General features: G+C 70.2%; 20 protein-coding genes. 9 read left to right on the top strand and 11 right to left on the bottom strand.

Annotation, left to right across the window (positions count from 1 at the left end; translation table 11 throughout):
* Nucleotides 1-90 precede the first annotated feature (90 nt).
* Nucleotides 91-597: a DUF3427 domain-containing protein gene (locus JKJ07_RS48500; protein WP_203078683.1), complete on the top strand. Its 507-nt coding sequence runs from the start codon at nucleotides 91-93 to the stop codon at nucleotides 595-597.
* Nucleotides 598-677: 80 nt separating this feature from the next.
* Nucleotides 678-1,556, top strand: a complete 879-nt coding sequence (locus JKJ07_RS48495; protein WP_203078682.1) for a YDG/SRA domain-containing protein — start codon at nucleotides 678-680, stop codon at nucleotides 1,554-1,556.
* A gap of 2 nt (nucleotides 1,557-1,558) precedes the next feature.
* Here the strand turns inward: JKJ07_RS48495 and JKJ07_RS48490 are convergent, their stop codons facing one another.
* The 5 genes from JKJ07_RS48490 to JKJ07_RS48470 form a co-directional block, all read right to left on the bottom strand.
* Complete coding sequence (locus JKJ07_RS48490; RefSeq protein WP_203078681.1) at nucleotides 1,559-1,927, bottom strand: VOC family protein; 369 nt, start codon at nucleotides 1,925-1,927, stop codon at nucleotides 1,559-1,561.
* A gap of 65 nt (nucleotides 1,928-1,992) precedes the next feature.
* Nucleotides 1,993-2,601, bottom strand: coding sequence for a DUF305 domain-containing protein (locus tag JKJ07_RS48485; protein ID WP_307834832.1), 609 nt, complete (start codon nucleotides 2,599-2,601; stop codon nucleotides 1,993-1,995).
* Nucleotides 2,598-3,401 (bottom strand): lytic polysaccharide monooxygenase, encoded by an 804-nt coding sequence (locus JKJ07_RS48480; RefSeq protein WP_203078680.1) that lies wholly within the window; start codon nucleotides 3,399-3,401, stop codon nucleotides 2,598-2,600. The genes JKJ07_RS48485 and JKJ07_RS48480 overlap by 4 nt, the downstream gene beginning before the upstream one ends.
* 92 nt (nucleotides 3,402-3,493) lie before the next feature.
* Nucleotides 3,494-4,795 (bottom strand): HAMP domain-containing protein, encoded by a 1,302-nt coding sequence (locus JKJ07_RS48475; protein ID WP_203078679.1) that lies wholly within the window; start codon nucleotides 4,793-4,795, stop codon nucleotides 3,494-3,496.
* Nucleotides 4,792-5,478: a response regulator transcription factor gene (locus tag JKJ07_RS48470; RefSeq protein WP_184954554.1), complete on the bottom strand. Its 687-nt coding sequence runs from the start codon at nucleotides 5,476-5,478 to the stop codon at nucleotides 4,792-4,794. Before JKJ07_RS48470 ends, JKJ07_RS48475 begins: the two co-directional genes overlap by 4 nt.
* A 36-nt stretch (nucleotides 5,479-5,514) precedes the next feature.
* Here JKJ07_RS48470 and JKJ07_RS48465 point away from each other — a divergent pair, with 36 nt between their 5' ends.
* The 3 genes from JKJ07_RS48465 (at nucleotide 5,515) to JKJ07_RS51490 (ending at nucleotide 7,118) form a co-directional block, all read left to right on the top strand.
* Nucleotides 5,515-6,129 carry a DNA mismatch repair protein MutL gene (locus tag JKJ07_RS48465; RefSeq protein WP_203078678.1) on the top strand — a complete coding sequence of 205 codons (615 nt, stop codon included), beginning with the start codon at nucleotides 5,515-5,517 and terminating at the stop codon, nucleotides 6,127-6,129.
* Between the two features lie 66 nt (nucleotides 6,130-6,195).
* Complete coding sequence (locus tag JKJ07_RS48460) at nucleotides 6,196-6,606, top strand: phage holin family protein (RefSeq protein ID WP_203078677.1); 411 nt, start codon at nucleotides 6,196-6,198, stop codon at nucleotides 6,604-6,606.
* On the top strand, nucleotides 6,603-7,118 hold the full coding sequence (locus JKJ07_RS51490) for a DUF3618 domain-containing protein (RefSeq protein WP_203078676.1): 516 nt from the start codon (nucleotides 6,603-6,605) through the stop codon (nucleotides 7,116-7,118). The genes JKJ07_RS48460 and JKJ07_RS51490 overlap by 4 nt, the downstream gene beginning before the upstream one ends.
* 7 nt (nucleotides 7,119-7,125) lie before the next feature.
* On the opposite strand, the gene JKJ07_RS48450 is transcribed toward JKJ07_RS51490, so the two are convergent.
* The 3 genes from JKJ07_RS48450 to JKJ07_RS48440 all read right to left on the bottom strand — a co-directional run bounded on the left by JKJ07_RS48450 (nucleotide 7,126) and on the right by JKJ07_RS48440 (nucleotide 10,243).
* Nucleotides 7,126-8,109 carry an SGNH hydrolase domain-containing protein gene (locus JKJ07_RS48450; protein ID WP_203078675.1) on the bottom strand — a complete coding sequence of 328 codons (984 nt, stop codon included), beginning with the start codon at nucleotides 8,107-8,109 and terminating at the stop codon, nucleotides 7,126-7,128.
* Nucleotides 8,096-9,319, bottom strand: coding sequence for an acyltransferase family protein (locus JKJ07_RS48445; RefSeq protein WP_203078674.1), 1,224 nt, complete (start codon nucleotides 9,317-9,319; stop codon nucleotides 8,096-8,098). Before JKJ07_RS48445 ends, JKJ07_RS48450 begins: the two co-directional genes overlap by 14 nt.
* A 555-nt stretch (nucleotides 9,320-9,874) precedes the next feature.
* Nucleotides 9,875-10,243, bottom strand: a complete 369-nt coding sequence (locus tag JKJ07_RS48440) for a MerR family transcriptional regulator (RefSeq protein ID WP_203078673.1) — start codon at nucleotides 10,241-10,243, stop codon at nucleotides 9,875-9,877.
* A 59-nt stretch (nucleotides 10,244-10,302) separates the two neighbouring features.
* Between JKJ07_RS48440 and JKJ07_RS48435 the strand changes: the two genes are divergently transcribed.
* The gene (locus tag JKJ07_RS48435; protein WP_203078672.1) at nucleotides 10,303-11,001 is read left to right on the top strand and encodes an SDR family oxidoreductase; all 699 of its coding nucleotides are present in this window, start codon (nucleotides 10,303-10,305) and stop codon (nucleotides 10,999-11,001) included.
* Here the strand turns inward: JKJ07_RS48435 and JKJ07_RS48430 are convergent.
* On the bottom strand, nucleotides 10,985-12,673 hold the full coding sequence (locus JKJ07_RS48430; protein WP_307834831.1) for a glycoside hydrolase family 30 beta sandwich domain-containing protein: 1,689 nt from the start codon (nucleotides 12,671-12,673) through the stop codon (nucleotides 10,985-10,987). The genes JKJ07_RS48435 and JKJ07_RS48430 overlap by 17 nt on opposite strands.
* Nucleotides 12,674-12,932: 259 nt before the next feature.
* Between JKJ07_RS48430 and JKJ07_RS48425 the strand changes: the two genes are divergently transcribed.
* The gene (locus tag JKJ07_RS48425; protein WP_203078670.1) at nucleotides 12,933-13,943 is read left to right on the top strand and encodes a LacI family DNA-binding transcriptional regulator; all 1,011 of its coding nucleotides are present in this window, start codon (nucleotides 12,933-12,935) and stop codon (nucleotides 13,941-13,943) included.
* Here the strand turns inward: JKJ07_RS48425 and JKJ07_RS48420 are convergent.
* Both JKJ07_RS48420 and JKJ07_RS48415 read right to left on the bottom strand, forming a co-directional pair.
* On the bottom strand, nucleotides 13,897-15,741 hold the full coding sequence (locus JKJ07_RS48420; RefSeq protein ID WP_203078669.1) for a hypothetical protein: 1,845 nt from the start codon (nucleotides 15,739-15,741) through the stop codon (nucleotides 13,897-13,899). The genes JKJ07_RS48425 and JKJ07_RS48420 overlap by 47 nt on opposite strands.
* 103 nt (nucleotides 15,742-15,844) lie before the next feature.
* Nucleotides 15,845-17,059 carry a hypothetical protein gene (locus tag JKJ07_RS48415; RefSeq protein WP_203078668.1) on the bottom strand — a complete coding sequence of 405 codons (1,215 nt, stop codon included), beginning with the start codon at nucleotides 17,057-17,059 and terminating at the stop codon, nucleotides 15,845-15,847.
* A gap of 132 nt (nucleotides 17,060-17,191) precedes the next feature.
* On the opposite strand from JKJ07_RS48415, the gene JKJ07_RS48410 reads away from it, so the two are divergent.
* Both JKJ07_RS48410 and JKJ07_RS48405 read left to right on the top strand, forming a co-directional pair.
* Nucleotides 17,192-18,322 carry a sensor histidine kinase gene (locus JKJ07_RS48410; RefSeq protein ID WP_203078667.1) on the top strand — a complete coding sequence of 377 codons (1,131 nt, stop codon included), beginning with the start codon at nucleotides 17,192-17,194 and terminating at the stop codon, nucleotides 18,320-18,322.
* Nucleotides 18,319-19,002 (top strand): response regulator, encoded by a 684-nt coding sequence (locus JKJ07_RS48405; RefSeq protein WP_203078666.1) that lies wholly within the window; start codon nucleotides 18,319-18,321, stop codon nucleotides 19,000-19,002. Before JKJ07_RS48410 ends, JKJ07_RS48405 begins: the two co-directional genes overlap by 4 nt.
* The last annotated feature ends 7 nt before the right edge of the window (nucleotides 19,003-19,009 follow it).

Raw genomic sequence — 19,009 nt, 5'->3', positions numbered from 1 at the left:
CGCGATACAGGCGCACAGCCCTCGCCCGTAGTTCGTCGGGGTACTTCTTCGGTGCGGCCACGGATAATTCCTCCCCATGATCAGTCGATCATGCTTGAGAAGCTCCGCCAAACCGGGGGGAACTCAGCGTTGGCGGACATCCCCCTTCAGGTGCATGGCCGCTACACAAGGATCGAAATCCTGGCAGCAGTCGGTGCTGGAGAGGGCGCCAAGGTTCCCGATTGGCGCGAAGGTGTCTACGACGCGGCGAAGGCCAGGGCGGACCTGTTGATCTTCACCCTGGACAAGACCAGCGGAGATTTCTCGCCGACCACGCGCTACCGGGATTACGCCATCAGTCCCGAGCTAATTCATTGGGAGAGCCAGTCGACGTTGCCGGCCGCGAGCCCGACGGGGCAGCGCTACCAGCGCCACGCGACGATGAACCGTCGCATTCTGCTATTTGCGCGGGCCCGGGCCGACGAGCGAGCTTTCTGGTTCCTCGGACCGGCGACCTATGTCAGTCATGAGGGCGAGCGGCCGATGGCCATCACGTGGCGGCTTGAGACGCCGCTGTCGGGCGACCTTTTCACAGCGTTCGCTGCTGCCGTCGCGTAAATTCTTGACCTAGTCCTCTGTAAGGTTGTCGAGTACACACTAGTCAATCGTAAATTCCCATTCAAAGTTCGATCTCCTCCATGGCTAAAAGGACCTACGGAGAGATAGCTGGCTTCCCACCCGGATCCATGTTCGCCGATCGCCGCGCCCTTTACGATGCCGGAGTCCATCGGGTGCTTCAGGGCGGCATCTGCGGAGGAAAGGACGGTTCCGAATCCATCGTGGTCTCGGGCGGTTATCCGGACGACGAAGATTATGGCAACGAACTGATCTATACCGGGCATGGTGGCCGGCTGCCCGATAGCGACGTTCACGTGGCCGATCAGGAGTTCATCGTGGGCAATGCCGGCTTGGCCCGCAGCAGTACTGACGGGAACCCGGTGCGAGTCATCCGCGGCGCTGGCGGCGTTCCGGACCACTCGCCCCCGAGCGGGTTCCGCTATGACGGCCTGTTTCGGGTTGCTGACTATTGGCACGCCACGGGACGGGACGGTTTCCGGGTATGGCGCTTCTACCTGGTCCAGGACGATCAGCCGGAACTGCTGCTCGACGACGAGGGTTTTGGGGCTCCCGGTCACCGTGGACCGGTCGACCGCACGCAAGCAACCATTCAACGTCTCGCCCGCAGCACCGCAAAGGCGCAGCGGGTGAAGGCCCTACACCGGCACAACTGCCAGGTCTGTGGGATCTGCATCGAGACTCCGGCCGGCCGCTATGCCGAAGCGGCACACATTCAAGGGCTGGGAAAGCCACACCACGGACCGGACTTGGCAGGGAACATCCTGTGCCTGTGCCCGAACCATCACGTCATGTTTGACACCGGGGCCATTTACGTCGACCACGGCTGGACCGTTCGATACAGCGCCAACGATGAGGAGATCGGCGAGCTGCGCCGCATGCCGTCCCACGTCATCGACGTTACCTATCTGGCCTATCACCGAATGCACGTCGTTCCGTAGAGCTACAGCTCTGACGTGCTCCGTAGGACGCAGAACTCGTTGCCCTCTGGGTCGGTCAGTACTGCCCAGCCGGTGCCGTCCGGGTCGCGGCGGTCGTTGTGGAGCGTTGCGCCCAGGGCGAGCAGGCGGTCGACCTCTTCGTCGCGGCGTTCGGTGGGGCGTAGGCAGAGGTGCAGGCCGTTCTTGCCGGCCTTGGGTTCGGGGACCTGGGCGAAGTACAGGTTGACCCCGTTCTTCATCGTCACCACGGCTACCGGGTCGCCCGGGTGGTCGTCCACGTTCAGCGGGTCGCCGGTGGCTGCGCTCCAGAAGGTGGCTAGGGCGTACGGGTCGGCGCAGTCGATGGCGATGTTGTAGACCACTGAAGTCATGGTCATGGATCGTAAACGCCGAAAAGGGCGGCCCCGCCAGGCCGCCCTTTCGGAGTTTGAAATTTTTAGCCGTTCATCAGCTTGAGCATTTGCTGGATCTCGCCCTGGCGGGACTGTTGCACGCGCTCGGCGAACTTCTTTGTTTCCTCGTTCTTGCCGCCGGTCTTCTCGATTTTCGACATCTCCATCGCCTGGTGCTGGTGGGCGAGGAAGAGGTTGAGGAAGGCGGTGTCGAACGAGGCTGCCTTGACCGTGGTCAGGGCCTTGATCTCGGCCGCGCCGGTGCCGGGTAGGCCGCCGTGGTCGGCGTGCAGGCTGGGGGCCTTGTCGACCTCGGTGCTCTTGCCCCAGCTCTTCAGCCAGGACTCGACCATCGCGAGCTCGTCCTTCTCGGTGGCCTGGATGGCCTGGGCCAAGGTTTTGAGCTCGGGGCTCTTGGCCCGCTGAGCGGCCGTCGTCGTCATCTGCAGGCCCTGCTTCTGATGGAAGATCATCATCTGCAGGAACATGACGTCGGTGTCGTTGTGGTCGTCGCCGGCCTTGATCTCGGCGACTGCCTCGGTGGCCACCGTCGCCTTGCCGGCCGGGGCCGGGTCGGCCGCATCGCGTGCGGTGCCGCAGGCGCCGAGCAGGAAGGGGGCGACCAGGGCGACGGCGATCAGGCGGCGCTTCACAGCGGGAGCCAGAGCGCGAGGGTGTAGACCGACGGCTCCCAGCTGTTGATCGCGCTGTGCGACTGGCGGCACTGGAACTTCTTGCCGTTGAAGGTCACCACGTCACCGGTCTTGTAGGCCGTGCCGGCGGCCCAGGTGCCACCGGCGGCCGGCGGCGCGGCCGGCGGAGTCGTGGGCGCCTTGGTCGGCGGGGTGGTGGGAGCGGCGGTCGGCGGAGTCGTCGGCGCCTTGGTCGGCGGGGTGGTGGCCGGGGGCTGAGTCGGGGTGTTGCCGCCGCCGGAGGAGCCGCCGCCCACGTTCAGGTCGACGCAGTTGTAGAAGGCGTTCCCGGTGTCGGCGATGTTCCACACGGCCAGCACCTTCTGGCGGCCCGGGAACTTGCTGAGGTCGATCTTGTGGTTGACCACCGCGGCCGGCTGCGCGCCGCCGTCGTCGATCGAGGCGACTCGCGTGCCGCCGATGAAGTATTCCCACGTCGAGGTGCGGTGGCGGGCCGTGAGCACCCAGCTGAAGTCCACCGTGGAGCCGACCGCCTTGGCCGGCCAGTTGCGCGACTCGTCGGCCAGCACGGAGAACCCGGCCACCCCGCCGTCGCAGGACTTCAGGCCCTTGGGGCCCTCGACGCTCTGCGGCTCGAACTGGATCTGCCCGCAGTTGGCGACGGCGCCCGACGCGCACAGCGCCTGACGGCTGGGCGGGGACGACACGTAGCCGTGGGCCGACGCCGGCGAGACGACTCCCAAGGTTGTGCCCGCTGTCATTCCGAGGGCGACCAGGGGGTAGGCGATCTTCCTGCGCATGTCGGCTCACTCCGTACTGTCTCGTTGCGGCAGTTACGGCGGAGAAGCTACGGAGGGTTTCCATAACGGAGCCTTAAAGGCCCCGAAAACAATCATGAAACCGCGCGCCGGCTCCGGCGGGGACGGGCCGGCGTCTGCAGATAGATCCCGACGCGGGCGCCGCCGAGCGGGCTGCGGGCGATCACCATCTCGCCGCCCGCCTGTTCGGCCGCGCGGCGCACGATGTCGAGGCCGAGCCCCGTCGAGCCGGCCCCGCTGACCCCGCGCTGCACGGCCTTGGCGGGGTCGGCGATGCCCGGGCCGGCGTCGTCGACGAGCAGGCCCGCGGCCGAGACGCTGACCCGGAACGCGACCCGTTCGGGGGTGTGCGAGAAGACGTTGCCGAGCATCGCGTCGACCACGCCGATCAGCTCGCTGCGCGGGATCGGCAGCAGCACCGGCTCGTCACCGCCGACGACCTGCCACGGCCGTTCCTGATCCTCGGCCAGCACCGACCAGAATGCGAGCCGGTCGGCCAGCACCTCGACCAGGTCGGTCTGCTCCTTGCCGCGGGCGGCCACACCGAGCCGGGCGCCCTTGATGATCGCCTCGAGCTCCTCGTCGAGCAGGTCGCAGGCCTGGCGCATGCGCTCGCCGATCGGGCCGGGCGGCATCGCCTCGGCGTCCAGCCGCAGCGCGGTCAGCGGGGTGCGCAGCCGGTGGGACAGGTCGGCGGCCAGTTCCCGTTCGCGCTCGAGCAGGCTGCTCAGGTCGTCGGCCATCGTGTTGAACGCGTACGCCGCGTCCCGCAGCTCGCGCGGCCCGTCCGGCTCGACCCTGGTCGTGAGCTCGCCGGCGCCCAGGCGGCGGGCCGAGGAGGACAACTCCCGGGTGGCCCGCACGAGCCTGCTGCCGAGCCGGTCGGCGAAGACGATCGACCCGGCGACCAGGCCGATCGCGAGCCCGCCGAGCACGAACCAGGCCGCCCACACCCCGCGGGTCAGCTCGCCGTCGGGCACAAAAACTTCGACGATCACCGTACGGCCGTCGGTGAGCACGGTCGGCTGCAGGTAGACGACGCCGCCGTCGACGGGGGCCAGGGCCGACCGGCGATCCTGGGAGGCGATCGTGATCTGGGCCTCGGACGTGTGCGAGACCCCGATCGCGGCGAAGTCGGGCAGGTGCACCGCGAGCCGGCCCTCACTGCCCGCGGTCGTGCTGGCCACCGCGTTGGTCAGCAGGGTGGGGTCGGCGTCGACGCCGAGCACGGTGACCAGCGAGGTGGCCTGCTGGCGGGCGTCGCTCACGGCCCGGTCGTGGGCAATCTGCCGGGTCGCCACGGCCAGCGGCACCAGGAAGGCCAGGGCCACCATCGACGTGATCGCGAGGGCGAGCCGGTTGAGCGCCCACCTCATCGCGGATCGACCATCATGATCCCGACCCCCCGTACGGTGTGCAGGAAGCGGGGCTGGGCCGCGGTCTCGCCGAGCTTGCGGCGCAGCCACGAGATGTGCACGTCGATGGTCTGTTCCTCGCCGATCCGGGCCTGGTTCCAGACCTCGTTCATCAGCTCGCGCCGGCTGATCACCTGACCCACCCGCTCGGCCAGGTAGGCCAGCACGTCGAACTCGCGGCGGGTCAGCTGGAGCGGCTCGCCCCGCAGCTCCGCCCGGCGCTGACGGGGGCTGATCACCAGCTCGCCCACGGTGATCGCGCTGGGCGCCTCGGTGGTCGTCGCGCGGGAGCGCCGCAGCACCGCCGAGATGCGGGCCAGGATGTGCCCGCCCGAGAACGGCTTGGTCACGTAGTCATCGGCGCCCGCGCTGAGCAGGCTGATGATGTCGGCCTCGGAACGCCGGGCGGTGGCCACGATGACCGGCACGTCGGACACCGAGCGCATCATCCGCAGCGCGTCGGTGCCGTCGATGTCGGGCAGCCCGAGATCGAGGATGACCAGGTCCGGACGTTCGTCGGTAACGATCTTGAGAGCCTCGGCGGCCCGCCCCACCGGCCGCACGACGTGACCGGCATCGGTCAGCGCGCGGGACAACGCCGCCGTGATGATGCGGTCGTCCTCGACCAGCAGGATCATTGCCATGGCGTACACCATAGGGGCAGATGAGACGATGTCTTCGTGCGATCTTCCCGGTGGACGCCGATCGCGGGGTGGCTGGCCGCCACCGCGACAAGCATCGTGCTGGCCTCGGTAGCCCTGCTGCCGGTGCTGCGCACCAACGCGCCCGAGGACAGGGCGCTGGCGCAGCTGCCCGCCTCCGATGCGAGCGACTTCCCGGTGCCGCTACCGAGCGCGACGACTCCGGCACCGGCGAGCACCACGCCGTCGCCCGGCCGCGGCACGGCCACCCGGCCGCGGCCGACCGAGACCCGTACGACGGCCACCACCGCGCCACCGCGGCCGACGACCACCGCGCCGAAGCCGCCCGCGAACAACACCACCCCGCCGACCACCACCGAGGACGGGTGGACGGTCACCACCGCCGACGACGGCAAGCGCACCTACGTACGGTCGTTCCGGGTCGAGGGCGGGCAGGCGGTGATCCGGATGACCTCCGACGCGGTCGTGCAGCTGGTGACCGCCACCCCGGCCGACGGGTGGCAGGTGCAGAAGGTGCAGGACACCCCGGACAACCTGGCCGTCTACTTCAACGAGACCGGCCACAGCTTCATCATTCACGCCACCTGGCACAACGACCGCCCCTTCGCTCAGGTGAGTGAGATCGGGGCATAAGCCGCTGAGCTGCGGTTATCACGGCCGCCGACGGGTATGTGAGCTTCAGACGAAGGGAGCTCACTGATGACGACGCACACCGAGCAACAACCGGTCGGCCAGCTGGTCAACCAGTTGAGCGAGCAGGTGTCGACGCTGGTCCGGGACGAGTTGACGCTGGCCCGGATGGAGATGGTCGAGAAGGGCAAGCGCGCGGGCACCGGCGCCGGACTGCTCGGCGGCGCGGGCGTGATCGCCCTGTACGGGCTGGGCGCGCTGTTCGTGACGATCGGCGCCCTGCTGGCCCTGGTTCTGCCCGTGTGGGCGGCCGCGCTGATCGTGACGGTCGCGCTGTTCGCCACGGCCGGCATCGCGGCGCTGATCGGCAAGAACCAGGTGAAGCAGGCGGTGCCGCCGGAGCCGATCGAGGCGATGGAGAGCGGCAAGCGTGACGTGGAGGCTGTGAAGACGGCCTTTCAGGAGGGACGGCACTCATGAGTGACACCAGGTCGCGCGACGAAGTGCGCGAGGACATCGCCGAGACCCGGGCCGAGCTCGCCGAGACGGCGTCCGCCCTGGCCGCCAAGGCCGACGTGAAGGCCCAGGTCAAGAACGCGGTGACCGAGAAGAAGCAGGCCGCCGCGGACAAGGCCGCCCAGGTCAAGGAGGCCGCGGCCGAGAAGACGGCGCAGGTCAAGGAAGTCACGGCCGAGAAGACGGCGCAGGTCAAGGAAGTCGCCGCCGAGAAGGCCGCGCAGGTGAAGGAGGTTGCCGCCGAGAAGACGCACGCGGCGGCCGACAGCCTCGCGCACGTCAAGCAGTCGACGGCCGAGACCGCGTCCCGGGTCGCCGAGCACGCGGCCGTGACGAAGGACCAGCTCGTCGGTCGCACGGATCCCGACGGTGTCGTCCGCGGCCGCCGTCCGGTGCCGATGGCCGTGGCCGGCGCAGCCGTGCTGGCGGTCGCTGCGGCGGCGGCCACGCTGCTCCGGCGTCGCCGCCGCCGCTGATCAAGCTTTACGGAACGGCGTTCGAGGGGAAGCGCTCCAGCAGCGCATCCTCGAGGACGCCGTTCAGCATGCGCGCGTACGTGCCGCTCAGATAGAACCGGTTGCGGTAGACCGTGACGTTGCCGATCACCGCCGGGCAGGTGGCCGTGCACAGCCACGGCAGCACGGAGATGTAGCCCGAGCCGGTCGCCGCGGCCGCGGTCTGATCGGCGGCGTTCCACGTACGGGCGGTGGCGACCTTGCGCGGGGTCGAGCAGGCCGCGATGTCGCGCTGATGGGCTGCCAGACACTCCGGCGCGCTCGCGTCGAGCACCGGGATGGTGCCCAGCACCACCACGCTCCCGGCCGATCGCCGCAGCGTACGCAGGGTCTGGGTGAGGCCGGCGGACCAGTCGGCGGCCGTGATCAGCTGGTCGGGGCCGCGCTTCTGCGAGAAGCTCCCGTTCGTCACGATCACCAGCTCCGGGCGGGTGACCGCGACCTGCCCGGTCACGAAGTCACGGAACCGGGCGCACTCGCCGAAGGGGCGCCGCTCCTGCTGGTTCCAGACGGTGATCGGCAGCGCCGGGCAGCCCGGCTTGCCATAGAACTGCAGCCGCCAGTGCAACCGATCGGCGATCTCGGCCAGCGCCGGGAGCCACATCCCGGCGTGCGAGTCGCCGTAGAGCACGACGTCGGTGGCGGCGGCCCGATCGCCGAAGACGCAGGCATCGATCCGGTCGGCCCTCGGCCCCGCCTCACACCGCTCATTGTCGAAGCCGATGTCGTCGCCGCTGGTGGCCAGCGAGGGCGTCAGGTCCGCGGGCAGCACGCGCACGCTCGAGGCCTTGGCCACGGCGGCCAGCACGGTGGCCAGCTCGACCTTGGGCGCGGGCGGCTTCTCGGCGACGCGCGGGGGCGGCGGCACCGCGGCGGCGCACCCGGCCAGCACCGAGAGCACCGCCACCAGCAGCGAGAGGCGGACCGTACGGGTCAATTCAAGGCTCCGCATGCGCCGGCGCTCCTAGTCGGGGTTGATATTCGGCGCTCCGGCCCGGCTCGGCCGCGGGCGAATGGGAGGTCTTCCAGCGCACGACCGCGAGCGGCGCGACGATCAGCCAGGCGGCCAGGGACAGGGTCAGCACGTGCGAGCGGCGCAGGTGAGCGCTGCGCCGGATCGGGTTCTCCAGGCCGGCGTACGTCATCACGGCCAGCCCGAGCGACCCGAGCACGAGCAGCGCCCGGGTGCCGGCGGGCAGTGGACCCCCGTACGCCTGCTCGGCGATGATCAGCACCGGCCAGTGCCACAGGTAGAACGCGTACGACCGCCGGCCCAGCCAGAGCAGGGGTCGCCGGCCGAGCACGGAATCTCCACGGCCGGCCAGCACCAGCACCGTCGCGATGACCGGCAGCCCTGCGGCGTACCCGGGGAAGGGTGTTGTCTCGTCGAAACTGAGTGCGGCGATGACGATGAGGGACAAGCCGACACCGGCCATGACGGTCGCGACCCGGTGCGGAATGCGGTCGAGGCGGGTCGCGACCAGGGCCAGCAGGCATCCGGCACCCAGCTCCCAGGCGCGGGTGGCCGGGGAGAAGGACGACCAGGTGTCGCTCGACCAGACCGAATAGGCCAGCGAGGCGGCCACGGCGGCGGCCAGCCAATAGCCGATGGCCCAGCGGAAGCCGAGCCAGATCAGCAGGACGATCACGGTCGGCCAGACGAACGAGAACTGCTCCAGGACGGCCAGCGACCAGAAATGCTGCACCGGGGAGACCGCGCTCTGCGAGGCCAGGTGGTCGATGCCGCCGTCGACGAAGCGGAAGTTCGCGGCGAACAGGGCCGACCAGGCGACGTCCTCGGCGATCTCGTCGCCGCGTCGGAAGCCGAGCCAGTGATAGCTCGCCAGCAAAGTCGTGATCAGCACAAGCGCGGCCGTGGGCAGGAGGCGCCGGGCCCGGCGGGCGTAGAAGTCGATCAGCGACAGGCCGCCGGTCGCGCGCACCTCGCGCAGCATCAGCGAGGTGATCAGGAAGCCGGAGATGACGAAGAAGACATCCAGGCCGATGTAGCCGCCGACCACGCCCGGAACGCCGGCGTGGGACAGCACGACGAGGACAACCGCGACGGCGCGCAGGCCCTCGATGTCGGGGCGGAAGTGCAGGGCTCGGCCGACGGCCGCGGGGGCCGCCGGGCGTACGCCGGCCGTCGTCGTCTCAGTCATCGGCGCTCACGGTAAAGCGGGTGAAAGCCGACAAACTGCTGTTTGGGTCGGAAAGCGCCCGTCAGGGGGCCGTCTGATCAAATCGCTGCGCCTTAGCACGGCGTGTGCTAGATCGCGGAGTTATCCACAATCCGGCCCTGTCCACAGGCGCGGATCTCGCCCGCGCCCAAGATCGGGCCGGCTCGATAGAATGGCGGTGGGCGGGGGTCCCCCGGTCGGGTGGGCCCTTTTTACTACCTGATCTTGCGCGCGAGCAGCCCAGCGACACCCCTGCGCGCGCGAGCAGCCCAGCGACACCCTCCGCGCGCGAGCAGCCCAGCGACACCCGCCCCGCGCGAGCAGCCCCAGGGAACCCGCCCCGCGGCGCGCAGAGCAACACCGGCGTGGTCAAGCCTCGTCCCGGCGGCGGGCGGCCAGGTCACGACGAGCCGCGCAGCGACGGGCGCGGGGAGCCGACACTAGCGAGGCATGCCGACAGGTAGGGCGCCCCACCCTCAGGCGAGCGCGGGGAGCCGACACTAGCGAGGCATGCCGACAGATCGGGCGCGACCACCCTCAGGCGAGGGCCACCACGCAGTTGCTTTCCGGCGCGGTCGACAAGGCGATCACCGCGTCCAAACGGTCGCGCGTCTTGGTCAGTTCCGCGATCTGGGTGTCGATCCGGTCGCGTTCCGCGGCCAGGCGGGCCCGTGACTCCGGCGTGCTGACCTTGGCGTCGACGCACGGCAGCAGGTCGGCGATCGTGCGGCTGGTCAGCCCGGCCGAGTAGAGCAGCTGAATAAGCCGCACCCGTTCGGCCGCGGCGTCGCCGTAGTGGCGTTGCCCGCTGCCGCTGCGTTCGGCTGTGAGCAGCCCCTGCTCCTCGTAGTAGCGCAGCGCCCGCACGCTGACCCCGGCCTCGTCGGCCAGCTCACCGATACGCATAGTGACCTCCATCGCAACACTTGCCTCTGACGTCAGCGTCAGGTTTTAGCGTAGCCGGTATGCGGATTCAAGGAGCAGTTGCCCTGGTCACGGGGGCTAATCGCGGTCTCGGCCGGCACTTCGCCCAGCAGCTTCTCGAGCGCGGCGCGGCCAAGGTCTACGCCACCGCCCGTCGCCCCGAGCTGATCGACATCCCCGGCGTGGAGACGCTGCGTCTCGACATCACCGATCCCGCCGAGGTCGCCGCCGCGGCGGAGGTTGCCACCGACGTGAACCTGCTGGTCAACAACGCCGGCTTGAAAACCGGCGCGAATCTGGTGACCGGCGACCTCGACCTGATCCGGCTCGAGCTGGACACGCATTTCTGGGGCACGCTCGGCATGATCCGGGCGTTCGCGCCACGACTCGGCGGGGGCGCGATCCTCAACGTGCTGTCCGCGATGTCGTGGTTCAACTACGACGGGATCAACGCGTACGGGGTCGCCAAGGCCGCCGAGTGGAACCTGACCAACGGCGTACGGCTGGAACTGGACTCTCAGGGGACTTTGGTGACCGGGCTGCATCTGGGCTCGGCGGACACTGACATGTCAGCCGATTACGAGGGGGACAAAGTGGACCCGGCCGTGGTTGTCGGTAAAGCGCTGGACGGGATCGAGGAGAACCGGCTCGAGGTCGTGGCCGACGAGTGGAGTGCGCACGTGAAGGCGTCGCTGGCCGAGGACCCGAGCCGGTTCTATCAGCTCAGCGGTAAGCCCTGACGTCCGCGATCGACCACCAGTTGTCCGGAGCGGGCACGGTCAGCGCAATTCGAACAAATCGCGCCCGACTCAAAGAAGCGGATACGAATTGTCCCTTTCGCGAAGCGGCGACCCGATCCCAACGAGACCCATCAACAGAAGCGGAAACCGTGAACCCCCGGGGATAGTCACCAAGATCGGCCCCGGTATCGAAGACGACCCGGCGAACCGACTGCACCCGCCCCAGATCGACCTGCAGATACTGCCCCGCCGCCTGACCCGTGCCGGTGGTCCATCGCGTCGAAGCATCATCGTCCACAGCCAGCGCCGCATCGCCCGGCGGATTCGCGGTGGCGGTCCAGCCCGCCGGATCGAGCGGCCGGTCGCCCGAGTGTCCACGCCAGACAAAAGTGGCCAGCGCCCCACCCGGCAACGTGTATTCGAAGGTTCGCCCGCCGTACTGCACCGCGAACGCCTGCGGGTTGTCGTTCTCGTTGTGCGCGACCAGCACCGTGCTGCCGTCCGGGTTGACGAAGGCCACGTCCATGATCCGCCCGTTCCACCCGGTGGTGCCGAACGACGTGCTGGCCACCCGTACGGCTCCCGGCCGCACGAAGCGGGCCACGTGCCCGAGCGTGTAGAACTCGGCGTTGCGGGTCACCGTGCCGTCCGACGCGACGGTCAGCACGCCGGTGCAGGTGCCGCAGCCCCCGGTGTGCGGGCCGTTGGTCTCGTCCAGGGCCAGGTTCCAGTTGATCACCGTCTTGGCCCAGTTCCGGGTGTTGCCGATGATCAGGTTGCGGGCGTGCCACTTGAGCGTGTCCGAGAACGTGTTGGCCGGGTCGCTCGACTGGCTGCCCGAGCATTCGGTGAAGTAGACGTCCTTACGCGGGAACTCCTTGTGCAGGGCCGTCATCGCGCTCGGCTCGCCGTAGTAGCAGTGGTACGCCGTGCCGTCGACCCAGCGGGCGGCCCGCGTGGAGAGCAGCTCCTGCGGATAGTGGTCGATGTCGGCCACCGAGTCGGGCGGCGTGTTGGCGGCGTCGTTCGGGTGCGTCGACCAGTTGTGGTCGTACCCGAGGATCTTGGTGCGCTCCCCGGCGGCGCGCAGCATCGGGCCCAGCCGCTCGATCACCTCGGCCGCCTGCCACGAGGGCAGATCCATGCCGGGATACCCCGCGGGCGTACGGTTCTGGGGCTCGTTCTGCAGGGTCAGCGCGTCGATCGGCACCCCTTCCTTCCGGTACGCCTGCACGAACTTCACGAGGTAGGCGGCGTACGCGCGATAGATCGCCGGAGAATCGATCAGCCGGCCCCCGATCAGCGACTGGTTGGTCTTCATCCAGGCCGGCGGGCTCCACGGCGTGCCCATGACTCGCAGCTCGGGGTTGAGCCGGCGGGCCTGGCGCAGCAACGGCAAAATCTGGGCGCGGTCGTGGTCGACGCTGAAATGCCGCAACCCGTAGTCGGTCTGGCCCGCGGGCACATCGTCGTACGTGTAGGCCGGCTCGTCGACGAAGTCCGAGGCGCCGATGGGCTGCCGCAGGTAGCTGAGCTTGTCGTCGCGGAACAGCGACTCCATCGCGGCGGTGCGGGCGCTCGGCGACAGCCGGTAGAGCACCGCCGCCGACGAGTCGGTGATTGAGGCGCCAAAGCCGGCGATCGTTTGGAAGCGACGATTTGGATCCACCACGACGGTCGGTTTGTCCGAAATAGAGCCCTTAAAAGCGACATTTCCCGCAGTGGACAACTTCTGTGCGCCATCGGGCGTGGTAACCCAAACCTGAGCGGTCGAGGAAGACGCCGAAGCGGGAGTAGGGGCAAGAAGCAGCGCAACAACTAGGGCAGTTCCGAAGCGAGTCACGGGCACTCCCATGTAACAAGCTGAAACATTTCTGATACATACAGACAACGCTTCCACCTCGAAGCTTGTCAATGTTTATGCTTCGGTGATGAAACACGGACCGACCGTCCGCGACATCGCCTCCCACGCCGGCGTGTCGATCGCGACGGTCTCGCGGGTGCTCAACGACCAGGAACACGTCTCACCCGGCACCCGTGAGCTGGTGCAACAGGCCATCGACGAGCTGGGCGGGCGCGGCCCGAAGCGCCGACCGGCCCGCACCGGCGCGGTCTTCCTGCGCTGCCCGTACGTGTTGACCGACTACTTCGGACTGATCGTCTCGTCGATCGCCGAGACGCTCGACCTGCACGGCCGCCAGCTGGTGCTCAACGCGGGCGAGGCCGCCCAGCACTCCCCGGTGCTGCCGACGCTGGCCGGCCGGCCCGGCATCGGCGGCGCGATCGTGGTGCTGCCGCCCGAGCCCGGCGAGGAGCTGGTCGCGCTGCAGTCGACCGGCTTCCCGTTCGTGATCGTCGACCCCCGCGAAACCGTGCCGCGTGACATCGCCGCCGTCTCAGCGGCCCACTTCGCGGGCGCCCGCAGCCTCACGGCCCACCTGACCGCGCTCGGTCACCGCCGGATCGGGCTGCTGGCCGGTCCCGACAACTGGCTCGCCAGTGCCGCGCGGCGAGCCGGTCACGTCTCGGCCCTGGCCGACGCCGGCATGCTGCTCGACCCGCGGCTGGCCGTCCCCGGCGAGCCCACCGTCCGGTTCGGCTTCGAGGCGGCCCGGCACCTCCTGGAGAACAAGAACGCCGAGGACCGGCCGACCGCGCTGGTCGCCTTCAACGACAAGGTGGCCTCGGGTGCGGTGGCCGCGGCGGCCCAGCTCGGCCTGCGCGTGCCCGAGGACCTGTCGATCGGCGGCTTCGACGACATCGACCTGGCCCAGGCCACCCGACCGGCGCTGACCACCGTGCGCCAGCCGCTGGCCGAGATGGGCCGGATAGCCGTGGGCCTGCTGATCCGCCTGCTCGACCACCACCGGCTGGACGCGCTGCACGTCGAGCTGGCTACGGAGCTGATAGTCCGCGAGTCGACCGGTCCGGCGCGTCGCTGATCGTGCCCCACTGCGCCGGAGGCAGCTGCGGCCGCGCCGGGGCGTCGAGCGGGTCCATCGACACCCGCGGAAGCGTGACGATGGCCGGGTCGACCTCGACCGCCTGCACCACGGAGCCGCTCTTGACCAGCACCATCGCGTATTCGGGCAGGTCCTGCAGGGCGCGCGGCTCGACCACGTACTCGTAGACGCGCTCCTCCGACTTCGCGTTGCTCCAGTTGGTGCCGTTGGCCGTCGACTCGGTCTGGCTCCAGTTGCGGGTCTTGCTCCAGTTCGTGCTGGTGTAGCGGCGCAGGCCGTGCCGCGAGGCGCGCTCGCCCTTGGTGCCGCCCTTCGTCTCGGACCCGCCCTCCATGTCGGCCACCGTGTGCGTCTCCTCGCCGCCGAGCGAGCGGGTCAGCCGGCTCAGCACGAACTTGTGCCCGCGCCCCACGAACTCGGCCGCCTGCGCCGCCTCCTGATGGTTGCCCAGCCGCATCAGCGCCACCTCGCCGCCGCCGATCGTCTGCAGCGTCTCGGCCCGCAGGTGCTGGAAGAACAGCACGAGCCGGATGCCGCGGCGCTCGCACAGCGTGCTCAGTCGTTCGAGCGCGCGGTGGTCGATCTCGTCCGCGCCGAGCAGCAGCAGCGAGCCGATCGGGGCCGACTCGTGGCGCACCTGATGGCTCAGCCACTGCACCATCAGGTCCTTGAGCAGCTCGTGCTGGGCCCGGCCGGTGCCGCCCTCGGCGATCAGGCAGGTCAGGTCGGCCGGGGCGGTGGTGGCGGGCGTGCTGCCCATCGACTCCAGCGGCTGCAGAAAGGCCTCGATCCGCCGTACGCGGGCCTCGTCCGGACGGAGAGCAGCGAGCCGCTCATTCTCCCCCGGCGCAAGTCCGACATGTCCGTAATAAGAGCGAAGCGCGGCCAGCAGCCGTCCCATTGTCAAAGAAGGAGCCAGCACCGCGGCGATCTGGTTCAGCAGCAGGGCGTCCTGCGACCGCTCGGCCCGATTCCCCCCACCCGGCACATCGCCGTACATGGCCTCGACCAGCCCGTCGACCAGCTCGGCCGGCTCCAGCCCGGCCACGAGATCGAACTCGGCCAGCTGCGCCGGCAGCACCACCTCGCGCACGGACCGCCCGGTCGTCTCGGCCAGCCGCACGAGCTCGCCCGGCAGCGCCTCGCCGGTGAAGTCGGCCAGCACCATGCGCCCCCGGGTGGCCAGCAGCGACCCGCCGAGGACGGTCAGAACCGCTTCCCACCCGTACGTCGTCCCGCCCACGATGTCGATCCGTCGCGTGCCCGGCGACGGGGTGGCCGCCGACCACTCCGGCATCTCGTCGACCCGGTTCTGCTCCTGCTGGTCATGCCATTGGCGCCGGCTGTCCCATGAGGAGTGCTCCACCGCGTACGCGGCTTGGGCCTTCTCCTCGGCTTCCGCGATGGACTTGCGGGTGATCGCGGGCCAGATGCCGGCCAGGATCGCCCCCGCCGTGCCGGCCAGGAACAGCAGCCCGGTCATGAACAGCACGAGCGCCCGCGCGCCGTCGTTGTCGCGGGTCAGGATGCCGCCGCAGCAGCCGATCAGCACGGCCAGGCCGACCCCGCCGCCGAGCGCGATCAGGATGCGCCGGACCCGCCCGCGCTCGGCCCGGGTCAGCCGTTCGCGCAGCTCGGGATCGAGGGGCGCCCGGCGCGGCGGCGGCTCGTCGAACGCGCGCCGGAACAGGTTGCGGTCATTGAAGATCCACCCGAGCCGCTCGCCCGCGGTGGCGAGCTTGGACAGCGGGTTCGAGGCGGGATCGGGGCTCGTCATCGAGGCGGACTCCGGGGCGTGGGCGGCGTTCCTCAGACCGTACCGCCAACGACCCGGCCGGGCTCGGAGCCGCCACTCCGAGCCCGGCCTCCCCCAGCAAAGATCAAGCCAAGACCGCGTTCCCCGTACGCCGGAGGGCCGCCGCCATCAGCCCGAAGCCCGCGACCAGCACCAGCGGCCCGGCCACCCCGATCGGACCCAGCCCGAGCAGGAAGAACCCGGCGAACCCGGCCCCGACGATCACCGGCACCCACCAGCGCACCAGCCCGTCGATCGCCGCCCCGACCGCGACCAGGATCAGCCCGAGGAACGTCAGCACCATCCCGGGCAGCACCCAGCCCAGCGAGAAAGTGGCATAGCTCCCGGTCAGCTCCTGCGCCCGGTCGGCCACGGCGTCACCCAGGGCCTGACGCGCCGCCAGGTCGAGATAGTCGCCGAACATCAGTGCGCTGAAGTTGATCAGGCCGAGCACCGCCAGGCCCGACACGACCCGGGTGAACCGTCCGCCCCGCGCGGCCACCGCGAGCACCGCCGGCACGAACAGCACCCACGCCAGATGCAGGAAGAACGCGCTGGCCTCGGTCAGTCCCGGTGGCACCGTGGCCATGCCGACCGCGAACGAGAGCGGGGCCGCGACCAGACAAACCATTCCCGCCGTACGCCGGAAGGCGCCGAACGTGTCCGGCTCGTCCCGCGGCGGCACGTGGCTCAGCACCGATCGCGCGGCCGGCACGCCCGCCGCCACGAGCACGATCGGCCCGGTCAGGCTCAGCGGCACCGGCGAGATCGCGAACAGCAGGTAGAGCACGAATCCGGCCAGCCACAGCCCCCCGGTCCACCAGCCGATCACCCGCGCCCGCAGCAGGGCCAGCGGCGTGACCAGCAGGGCGAGGGCCCAGCCGGCGATACCGGGAACCTGCCAGCCCCACGCCGCCCAGCCCATCGCGCCGATCCGGTCGTCGTATGCGGTCAGCTGCGCGTCCGTGAGGCCGGGCTGCTGCTCCAGGCTGAGCAACCCGAAATCGGCCGCCATCAGCGCCGAGAACGTCACCAGCCCGAGCACCGTCGCCACCCACGCCACCGCGGCCAGGACGAATCCCCGCCGGCGCACCAGCGCGAGCAGTCCCAGCAGGCCGGGCACGTAGAGCACCCAGGCCCAGTGCAGCAGCAGCGAGTGCCACTGCGTCAAGCCCGGGTGCTGCCGATAGATCCCGTAGCCCTGGTCGTCGCCGAGCGCCGGATCGAGGCCGGTCGACACCGCCAGCGCGATCGGCGCCAGCACCAGGCCGGCCGCCGTTGCCTTACGCCACATAGTCATGACAGGCAAAGCTAGGAACGCCGGGCCGCGCGGTAACCCGTACGCGGAAGGAACTCGTCTCCCCCGCGCGGCGGACACCTCGTCATCCTCGAGGCGGGTTCGGCGCGCGTCCCCGGCCCCTACATTCAGCTCATGCGGCTGCGACCCACCGATCTGGCGCTCACCGGCGGCTTCGTGTTGTTCGCGCTGACCGAGGAGCTGCTGATCGGCATGCCAGGCCGGTGGTGGCCGGTCGTGCTGACCGTCTCGGCCGCCCTCGTGCTGGTCCGCCGGTTCGCCCCGCTGCTGGCGATGGTGCCGCACGTCGTCGAGCCGCTGCCGTTCTTCTACGAGCGGGCCGTGATCGCCGGCGAGGTGACGGTCAGCTTCCGGCTCTGGCAGCTGGTCGGCGCGATGATCGTCAGCTACACGGTGGGCCGGTACGTGCCGCCTGCCCGCGAGAGCCGGCGCGGTCTGCTCGGCGCGGGCCTGATCGCGCTGACCGTCGTCGTCTATCTGATCGGCGACCCGGGCGACCCGATGGCCGCGCTGTTCTTCCCGACCGCGCCCTACGTGCTCGGGGTCGTGCTGTCGGTGCAGGCCCGCCGCAGCGCCGACGCCGCCTCGGCCCGGGCCGCCATTCGCGAGCAGCACGCCCGCGAGGCGGTCATGGAGGAGCGGGTGCGCATCGCCCGCGAGCTGCACGACATGGTGGCGCACAGCGTGACCGTGATGGTGATCCAGGCCGGGGTGGTGCGCCGGCGGCTCGACGCGGGCCTGCCGGTCGACCGCGAGCTGCTGCGCACCATCGAGTCGTCCGGGCGGGACGCGGTCGGCGAGCTGCGCCGTACGCTCGGGTTGTTGCGCGGCGAGGGCGCCGACAGCGCGCAGCCCCCGGTCGGGCTCGACCGGCTCGACGACCTGATCGCGCAGGTCCGCGAGGCCGGGCTGCGGGTCACCGTGCGCCGCGAGGGTGACCCGGTGCCCCTGCCGCCGGCGATCGACGTGTCGGCGTACCGGATCGTGCAGGAGGCCCTGACCAACGTGTTGCGGCACGCCGGACCGTCCAAGGCCACGGTCACCGTCGGCTTCCACGACGACGGGCTGCGCCTGCGGGTGGTCAACGACGGCGGGCCGGCGGCGGTCGGCGGCGGCGGGCAGGGGCTGATCGGCATGCGGGAGCGGGCGGCCCTGTTCGGCGGCGAACTGACGGCCGCCCCGCGCGCCGAGGGCGGTTTCGCCGTACGGGCCCGGCTGCCCCTGCCGATGGCGGCAGCCGCGTGACCATCTCCGTCGTGATCGCCGACGACCAGCGGATGGTCCGGGCCGGCCTGCGCATGGTGATCGAGACCGAGCCGGACATCGCGGTCGTGGGCGAGGCGGGTGACGGGGCCGAGGCGGTCGCGCTGGCCCGCCGGGTCCGGCCCGACGTCGTGCTGATGGACATCGCCATGCCCCGGCAGGACGGGCTGGCCGCCACGAGCACGCTGCTGGCCGCGCCGCACCCGCCTCGGGTGATCATGCTGACGACGTTCGACACCGACGAGAACCTCTATCGGGCGCTACGGGCCGGGGCCAGCGGGTTCCTGCTCAAGGTGTCGTCGCCGGAGCACCTGATCACCGCGATCCGGGTCGTCGCGGCGGGCGAGGCGCTGCTCGACCCGGCCATCACGACCCGGGTCATCTCCGCCTTCGCCGGGCAGCCGGGGCCGCGGCCGCCGGTCGAGCTGGGTGAGCTGACCCCGCGCGAGGCCGAGGTGCTGCGGCTGGTCGCCCGCGGGCTGTCGAATGCCGAGATCGCCGCCGCGCTGACGGTGGGCGAGGCCACGGTCAAGACCCACGTGGCCCGGGTGCTGATGAAGCTCGGGCTGCGCGACCGGGTGCAGGCGGTCGTTTTCGCGTACGAATCCGGGGTGGTCCGGGCCGGAGCAATTGAGCCAACTACCCCACCCGGGACGGTTTAAACACCGA

The sequence above is a fragment of the Paractinoplanes lichenicola genome (genome assembly GCF_016785085.1).
Lineage (GTDB): Bacteria > Actinomycetota > Actinomycetes > Mycobacteriales > Micromonosporaceae > Actinoplanes > Actinoplanes lichenicola.
This window is presented reverse-complemented; position numbering and strand designations above follow the sequence as displayed.